The sequence below is a fragment of the Alphaproteobacteria bacterium genome (assembly GCA_020638555.1).
In the GTDB taxonomy this organism is placed as follows: Bacteria; Pseudomonadota; Alphaproteobacteria; order Bin95; family Bin95; genus JACKII01.
The window spans coordinates 304,817-312,244 of sequence record JACKII010000006.1 but is presented as its reverse complement, the minus strand read 5'-3'; the positions used below and the strand labels follow the sequence as shown (position 1 = coordinate 312,244).

General features: G+C 66.7%; 7 protein-coding genes. All 7 read right to left on the bottom strand.

Annotated elements, in window-relative coordinates; translation table 11 throughout:
* Nucleotides 1-210 precede the first annotated feature (210 nt).
* The 7 genes from H6844_19165 to H6844_19135 all read right to left on the bottom strand — a co-directional run bounded on the left by H6844_19165 (nucleotide 211) and on the right by H6844_19135 (nucleotide 7,298).
* On the bottom strand, nucleotides 211-921 hold the full coding sequence (locus tag H6844_19165) for an ABC transporter ATP-binding protein (GenBank protein MCB9931527.1): 711 nt from the start codon (nucleotides 919-921) through the stop codon (nucleotides 211-213).
* The gene (locus H6844_19160; GenBank protein MCB9931526.1) at nucleotides 914-1,657 is read right to left on the bottom strand and encodes an ATP-binding cassette domain-containing protein; all 744 of its coding nucleotides are present in this window, start codon (nucleotides 1,655-1,657) and stop codon (nucleotides 914-916) included. The genes H6844_19165 and H6844_19160 overlap by 8 nt, the downstream gene beginning before the upstream one ends.
* Nucleotides 1,650-2,618, bottom strand: coding sequence for a branched-chain amino acid ABC transporter permease (locus H6844_19155; protein ID MCB9931525.1), 969 nt, complete (start codon nucleotides 2,616-2,618; stop codon nucleotides 1,650-1,652). Before H6844_19155 ends, H6844_19160 begins: the two co-directional genes overlap by 8 nt.
* A 13-nt stretch (nucleotides 2,619-2,631) precedes the next feature.
* Nucleotides 2,632-3,498: a branched-chain amino acid ABC transporter permease gene (locus tag H6844_19150; GenBank protein MCB9931524.1), complete on the bottom strand. Its 867-nt coding sequence runs from the start codon at nucleotides 3,496-3,498 to the stop codon at nucleotides 2,632-2,634.
* 64 nt (nucleotides 3,499-3,562) lie between these two features.
* Complete coding sequence (locus H6844_19145) at nucleotides 3,563-4,729, bottom strand: ABC transporter substrate-binding protein (protein MCB9931523.1); 1,167 nt, start codon at nucleotides 4,727-4,729, stop codon at nucleotides 3,563-3,565.
* A 291-nt stretch (nucleotides 4,730-5,020) separates the two neighbouring features.
* Complete coding sequence (locus H6844_19140; GenBank protein MCB9931522.1) at nucleotides 5,021-5,980, bottom strand: alpha-E domain-containing protein; 960 nt, start codon at nucleotides 5,978-5,980, stop codon at nucleotides 5,021-5,023.
* Nucleotides 5,973-7,298 carry a circularly permuted type 2 ATP-grasp protein gene (locus H6844_19135; protein MCB9931521.1) on the bottom strand — a complete coding sequence of 442 codons (1,326 nt, stop codon included), beginning with the start codon at nucleotides 7,296-7,298 and terminating at the stop codon, nucleotides 5,973-5,975. Before H6844_19135 ends, H6844_19140 begins: the two co-directional genes overlap by 8 nt.
* Nucleotides 7,299-7,428 lie beyond the last annotated feature (130 nt).

Here is a 7,428-nt window from a genome sequence, read left to right as displayed (position 1 = left end):
CAATCCTTCAGAGCGTCGAATAGCGCGTTCGAAGTCTCTCCTTCGAGGTGCGCCAGCCAGCCGTTGACGGTCTTGAGACGTGTTTCTCGGCCCCGGCTACCCCATCCCAAACTTGATTTGGGATCCATGCCTGAGGCACTCCGACAGGCGCCGGATTTTATGAGCATTGCGCAGGCATGGGCCCTGCAACACGTTCAGGGCGGCTCCCCGCTACACCCCTAACCAAAGATGCTGAGCCGCCGCGTCGGCGCGGATGGCGGGGGGGGTGCCGGTCCAGACGATGTGGCCGCGGCCCACCACCGCCACCGCGTCGGCCAGGCTGGTGGCGAAGCCGAAATTCTGCTCGACCAGGAGAATGGTGAGGCCGGTGGCCTTCAACTCCGCCAGCTTGTCGTGGATGGTGCGCACGATGATCGGCGCCAGGCCCTCGGTCGGCTCGTCCAGCAGCAGCAGGCGCGGGTTCATCAGCAGGGCGCGGGCAATGGCCAGCATCTGTTGCTCGCCGCCGGAAAGCTGCGTGCCGCCATTGCCGAGGCGGCCGCCCAGCGCCGGAAACAGGGCCAGCACCCGCTCCAGCGTCCAGGCCGCACCCGCATTGCCCGCAGGACGGAACCGGCGCGCGACGATCTCCAGGTTTTCGCGCACGCTCAGCGAGGGGAAGATGTCGCGCGTCTCGGGCACATAGGCGATGCCGCGGCGGGCGATTCGGTCCGGGCGGAGGCCGTTGAGCGGCTGGCCGTCGAACAGCATCCGGCCGGCGCGCGTCGGGATCAGCCCCATGATCGTCTTGAGCGTGGTGGATTTTCCCACACCGTTGCGCCCCAGCAGCGCCAGCACCTGGCCCGGCTCGACCCGGAAGTCCATGCCGTGCAGCACCTGGGTGTCGCCATAGCCGCTGTCGACGGCGCGCAGCTCAAGCATCGGCCCAGCTCCCCAGATAGATCTCGCGCAGCAGTGGGCTGGCGCGGGCGGCGTCCGGCGGGCCATCGAACACCACCTCGCCCTGGTTCAGCACGGTCACGCTGTCGGCGACGGCGAAGGCCAGGTCCATGTCGTGTTCGACGATCAGCAGCGTCAGGTCGCGCGGCAGGCCCAGCAGCAGGCCGTGCAGGCTCTTGGCCTGCTCCGGCCCGACGCCGGAACTGGGCTCGTCCATCAGGATGACCGCGGGCCGGGTCGCCAGTGCCAGCGCGACCTCCAACTGGCGGCGAAAGCCATAGGAGATAGCGCTGACCCTCCGGTCGAGCAAGGCGGCAAGGCCGGTCCGGGCGGCCACCTCCGCCACGGTCTCGCGCACTTCCGGCCGGGCGAGGGCGCTGCGGTGCAGTGCGCGGGCATGGCCGAGCGCGATGGCGGCGGCGAGCCCCAGATTCTCGGCGACGGTCAGGTCGTCGAACAGGGTGTTGCGCTGATAGCTGCGCGCGAGGCCCCGCCGCGCCCGGGCCGCCACGCCCAGCCGGGTGATGTCCTGGCCCGCCAGATGGATCGAGCCGCTGTCCGGCTTCAACTCGCCCGCCAGCTGGTGGAACAGCGTGGTCTTGCCGGCGCCGTTCGGGCCCAGCAGCACGCGCCGCTCGCCCCGTTCCAGTGTCAGCGAGACATGGCGCGTCACCGGGATCGCGCCGAAGCTCTTGCAGAGGTTGCGGGTTTCAAGCATGGCCGCGGCTCCGGGCCGGGCGCAGACGGGCGAGGCCTGCCTCCAGCCAGCCGAACAGGCCGTTGGTTCCGGTCATCACCACGGCGATCAGGATCAATCCCACGATCAGGTGCCAATGGTTGGTGTAGGCGCTGATCTCGTGCTTCAGCGTGACGAAGGCGGCGGCCCCCACCAACGGCCCGACCAGGGTGCCGAGCCCGCCCAGGATCACCACCACCAGCGCCTCGCCGGAGACCGTCCAGGACAGGAGGCCCGGCGAGACGAACAGGCTGTGTTGCGCCGCTAGCGCGCCGGCGGCGCCCGCGAGTAGGCCGGACAGCCCGAACGCATCCGCCTTCACCCGCCAGACGGTGAGGCCGAGGGCGCGCATGCGCTGCTCGTTGTGGCGGATGCCCACCAGGCTCTGGCCCAGGCCCGAGCGCAGCAATCCCACGCAGAGACCATAGCCGACCAGGACAGCGAACAGGCAGAACAGCGCAAAGCTCTGCGAGTCGCCGAGGTCGACCCCCACGCCTGAGAGATCGAGCCGCGGGATGCCGGCCAGGCCGTCGTCGCCACCGAACAACGGCGACTCGAACACGTAGGAATAGCCCATCTGGCCGAAGGCGAGGGTGGCCATGATGAAGAAAATGCCGTGCGCGCGGGCGCAGATGGCGCCGATGCCCCAGGCGACCACGCCCGCAAGCGCCATGGCCGCGGCGATGGCCAGCGGCGCGCTCCAGCCGGCCTCTGTCGTCAGCAGGGCATAGGCATAGGCGCCGGCGCCCATCAGCGCCCCATGGCAGAGCGAGACCATGCCGCCGAAGCCCGCCACCAGGTCCAGGCTCAGCGCCAGCAGGGCCAGGATTGCCATCTCAGCCAGGATTTCCAGGCCGAAATAGCCGGCGCGTTCGGCATAGACGAGCCCGCCCGCGGCCAGCAGGGCGAGCGCGAATAGGCGGAGGGGCGTGTGATGGAACATGCGGGCTCAGCCCCTAAACACGGGCCGGGAACAGGCCGGCCGGGCGGATCACCAGCACCGCGGCCAGCAGGCCGTAAATCAGCACGGAGGCCAGTTGCGGCGCCAGCACGGCGCCGAAGGTCTGGACGAAGCCGAAGATCAGCGAGCCGGCCACCGCCCCCCTCAGGCTGCCGAGGCCGCCGATGACGATGACGATCAATGTGGGGATCAGGATTTCCAGCCCCATCTCCGGCCGCACCGAGAGCAGGGGGGCGGCCACGGCTCCGGCGAGGCCCGCCAGCGCGCAGCCGACGCAGAACACCAGGAAGAACAGCCGCTCCACATGGATGCCCAGGCAGGCAGCCATGGCGTCGTTGTCGACCCCGGCCCGGATCATGGCGCCGACGGGCGTGCGGTTCAGCGCGAAGGCGAGCGCCGCCAGCACCCCCAGGCCCAGCGCGATGATGAACAGGCGGAAGGCCGGATACTCGACGCCCAGCAGCGCCACGCGGCCAGCCAGCAGGTCCGGGGTCGCCAGGCTCTGGGGCAGGTCGCCCCAGACGATGCGGGTCAGGTCCAGCAGCGCGAAGATCAGCCCGAACGTCACCAACACCTGCGCCATCGGCCCGGCCCGGCGCAGATGGCGGATCAGGCCGGCATAGAGCAGCACGCCCACCGCCGCGACCCCCACCGGCGCCAGCAGGAACCCCCACCAAAAACCGGCCAGCCCCGCCACCGTCGCCGCCAGATAGGCGCCCAGGGCATAGAGCGCGCCATGGGCCAGGTTGACGAAATGCATCAGGCCGAAAATGACCGTCAGACCGATGGACAGCAGGAATAGCAGCATGGAGAGTTGCAGCGCGTTCAGCGTCTGCAACACCCAGAAACCGGCATCACTCATGGCGGGGCGGGGTCTCCTGGCGCAAACCTTCGGGAGCGATGGGGTACCGCTCCCGCGGGTTTGCCTACATCTGGCAGCCGTTCACCGGGTCGCGCTCGTCGGGGAGGGTGGCGAGCAGCTTCTGGGTCAGGCCGTCCGCGCCCTTCACCGTCTCGTAGACATAGATCGGCTGGACGATGTTGTTGGTGGCCGGGTCGATGGAGAGCTTGCCGCGCGGCCCCTCGAAGCTGACCTTGGGCAGGGCGGCGGCGAGGGATTCGCGGTCCATGGCGCCCGCTTTCACCGCCTCCACCAGCGCGCGGCCGGAATCGTAGCCCTGCACCGCATACTCGGACGGCACGCGGTCGAACTTGGCCTTGAACGCGGCGATGAAGTCCTTGTTCACCGGCGTATCCAGGGTCGGAATATAATGCAGCGAGGTGATGACGCCCTCGGCCGCCGGCCCTTCCGCGTTGACATACAGCGGCGAGGTCAGGAAGCCGGAGCCGTAGAGCGGCATGCTGCCTTTCAGGCCGAAGCTGTCATACTGTTTGACGAACGCAATCGCCTCGCCGCCGGCATAGAACACGAACACCGCATCGGCGCCGCTGGACTGGGCCTTGGTCAGATAGGGGCCGAAATCCTGGGTCTTGCGGAAGGGCGTGAATTCCTGGCCGACGACTTCGCCGCCGGCGGCGGTGAAGGCGGCGGTAAACGTGTCGATCATCTGCCGGCCGGCAGTATAATCCGGCGCCATGGTGAAGACCTTGCGCACGCCTTGCTTGAACATCCAAGGCGCCATCGGCCGGTTGACCTGGCTGTTGGAGAAGGAGAGCCGCACGATATAGGGGCTGCAATCCTTGCCCGTGGCGTTGTCGTTGCCGGCATTGGCGACGATCAGCGGCGTTTTCGCGCCGTCCACCAGGTCGCGCACCGCGCCCAGCACGCCGGACGAGACGATGCCGGCCATGACCGTGACCTTGTCCTGCAAAATCAGCTTCTTCGCCTTGGCGAGGCCGACGGGCGGTTTCACCTCCGTATCCTCGCGCACCAGCGAGAATGTGGCGCCCGAATCCTTGCCATGGGTTTCGACCGCCAGCATGAAGCCGTCGTCGATTTCCTTGCCCAGCGCGGCATAGACGCCGGAATAGGGCAGCAGCAGGCCGACCTTGATGTCGGCGGCCATGGCGGCCGAATGCATCAGCAGCCCGGTGGCGAGGCCGGCGAGGGCCGCCTTGATGGTGAGAGACATGGGTCCGATCCTCCCTGTTGGTTCGGCTTTGACAGCCGGTCTGATACCAGACTTTGTAGGCATCTGTCTTCCGCTTCCAAAGCCCGGGTGGCGCTTGTCCCGGCCACGGCATGGCGACAGGAACAAGCCCATCCCTCAAGGCGCAGGGGAGGATGCGTCCTTGGCGTTGTCGGGTAGGGGCGGGTTCGCCGGCCGGTAGGACCTCAGGCCGGCACTGACCTGCCGGGCCTTCACAGCAGGCTAAAGCGACACGGCAGATTATCGGTGCAACTTATTGGAAGGAAGAAAAGTTCAAGGCTTTTCCTGTTCCTCCGACGGGAAATAAGTGTCGGCGATGGCCTCTGACAGAGAGCCCAGATCGAGTTGAACCTGGTCCAGGTATTGGTGCAGTTGCGCCGGGTTCATCGGCTGCTCCAGCCCGGCGTCCAGGCGCTGGGTCAATGTCCCGTGCGCCTTGTCGATGACATCGGTGGGAACGCCCGGAAGGCGCCGTTTCAGCCGGCGCAGATTGACCGCGATCGCTTCGTTGCAGCAGGTCACCGACCGGCTGAACTCCGGCTCGAACATCATGAATGTCACGACGTCGCGCGCATAATCCCCGGCCGGGTATTTGCTGCGATAGAGGTGATAGCCGGCCAGCGACCGGATCAGCGCGTTCCATTGCACCGACAGCAGGGCCTGATCGTCGTCGTCCGTGGCCAGGCTCAAAAAGCCGATATCGAGCACGCGCGTGGTCTGATCCGCCCGCTCGATCTGCTTGCCCAGATTGTAGAAGAACCAGGGCTCGCCGCGGGTCAGCGTGCTTTCCACGATGCCTTCGCCCGCCTGGCAGGCGGTTTTGATCTCCTGGCAGACCTCGGTCACGTTGTTCAGGCGGATATCGCGGCCGGTGTATTTCGCATAGCTGTTGTGAAGCATGTTCAGGTGCGTCCACAACTCGGTGCTGATCAGGTGGCGCGCACCGCGGGCGTTCTCGCGCGCCATGCGCACGGCGTAGGCGATCGACGTCGGGTTGCGCGCATCCAGCAGATAAAAGGCCAGGATAGAGCCGGCTTCGGCATCGTTGTTGCCTTCGCGATAGCGCTCCAGATCGCCGCAAATCCGCAGGATGCGTTCCCATTTGGCGCCGGATGTCTCGGTGCCGGCATAGGTTTTGGTGATGTCGATCAGCCGCGCCAGAGCCTCGGCCCGCTCCAGATAGCGGGCGAGCCAGAACAGGTCGGACGCGAAGCGGGAGAGCAGACTAGACAAGGACCCAGGTATCCTTCGAACCGCCGCCTTGGGAGGAATTCACCACCAGCGAACCCCGTTTCAGCGCAACGCGGGTCAGGCCGCCGGGCAAGACCCAGGTGCTGTCGCCGGTGACCGCGAACGGGCGCAGGTCGACATGGCGCGGCTCCACCCCCTGGCGGGTGAGGGTGGGCGCGACCGAGAGATTGATCATCGGCTGGCTGATGAAATTGGCGGGATCGGCCGTGACCTGCTTGCGCAATTCGCGCAGCGCCTTCTTGCTGGCATGCGGCCCGACCACGACACCGTATCCGCCCGAACCGCCCACAGGCTTCGTCACCAGATTTTCCAGATTGGCGAGCGTGTAGGCGAGGCCTTCCTCCTCGCGGCAGATATGGGTCTCGACATTGTTCAGGATCGGGTCCTGTTCCAGGTAATAGCGAATGATCCGGGGCATATAGGCATAAATCGCCTTGTCGTCGGCCGCGCCCGTGCCGACCGCGTTCGCCAGGGTGACATTGCCCTTGCGGTAGGCCGCGAACAGGCCCGGCACGCCCAGAACGCTGTCCTTGCGGAACGCCCTGGGGTCGAGGAAATCGTCGTCGATGCGGCGGTAGATGACGTGGACCGGTTGCAGGCCCGACGTGGTGCGCTTGTAGACGCGGTCGTTTTCCACCACCAGATCGCGACCTTCGACCAGGGGCACGCCCATCTCGCGGGCCAGGAAGATGTGCTCGAAATAGGCGGAGTTGAAGACGCCGGGGGTCATCACCACCACGGTCGGGTCGCTCACCCCTTCCGGCGCCACGGCGCGCAGGGCCTTGGCCAATTGCCGGCCATAGTCGTCGACGTCGGCGATGCCGACGCCTTCGGCCAGATCGGGAAACGCGCGCATCATCAGGTGGCGGTTCTCGATCACATAGGAAACGCCGGACGGCGTGCGTGCGTTGTCCTCCAGCACCATGAACTGGCCGGCGTCGTTGCGCACGATGTCGATGCCGGCGATATGGGCATAGACCCCTTTCGGCGGCACGAAGCCTTCCATTTCCTTGCGATACTGCGGATTGCGTTTCACCAGTTCTTCCGGGATCACGCCATCGCGGAAGATGTGGCCGTCATTGTAGATATCGCGCAGAAACAGGTTGATCGCGGCGACCCGCTGCTCGACGCCGCGGCGGATGCGGTCCCAGTCGGTGGCGGTCAGAATGCGCGGGATGACGTCGAAAGGCAGCACCCGGTCGATCGCATCCCGATCCGAGTACACCGTGAAGGTAATGCCCAGGTTGAACAATTCCTGGTCCGCATACCGGACCCGCCGCCGCAGACTGGCGGTATCCATGCCATCCAGGCGTTGCCAGATGCGCGTCACGTCCGGGTTGCCGGCCCGTTGCGAGGCCAGTTCGCAAAAGAAGTGGCCGTGATCGTACCGGCTCAGCAGGCCGGCGGCGGGTTGGGTGCGACGATGGCTC

Bases quoted from the DNA above. Each gene is read 5' to 3' on its own strand.
- H6844_19165 (MCB9931527.1), bottom strand. From the start codon at position 921: ATGCTTGAGCTGCGCGCCGTCGACAGCGGCTATGGCGACACCCAGGTG.
- H6844_19160 (MCB9931526.1), bottom strand. From the start codon at position 1,657: ATGCTTGAAACCCGCAACCTCTGCAAGAGCTTCGGCGCGATCCCGGTG.
- H6844_19155 (MCB9931525.1), bottom strand. From the start codon at position 2,618: ATGTTCCATCACACGCCCCTCCGCCTATTCGCGCTCGCCCTGCTGGCC.
- H6844_19150 (MCB9931524.1), bottom strand. From the start codon at position 3,498: ATGAGTGATGCCGGTTTCTGGGTGTTGCAGACGCTGAACGCGCTGCAA.
- H6844_19145 (MCB9931523.1), bottom strand. From the start codon at position 4,729: ATGTCTCTCACCATCAAGGCGGCCCTCGCCGGCCTCGCCACCGGGCTG.
- H6844_19135 (MCB9931521.1), bottom strand. From the start codon at position 7,298: ATGGATACCGCCAGTCTGCGGCGGCGGGTCCGGTATGCGGACCAGGAA.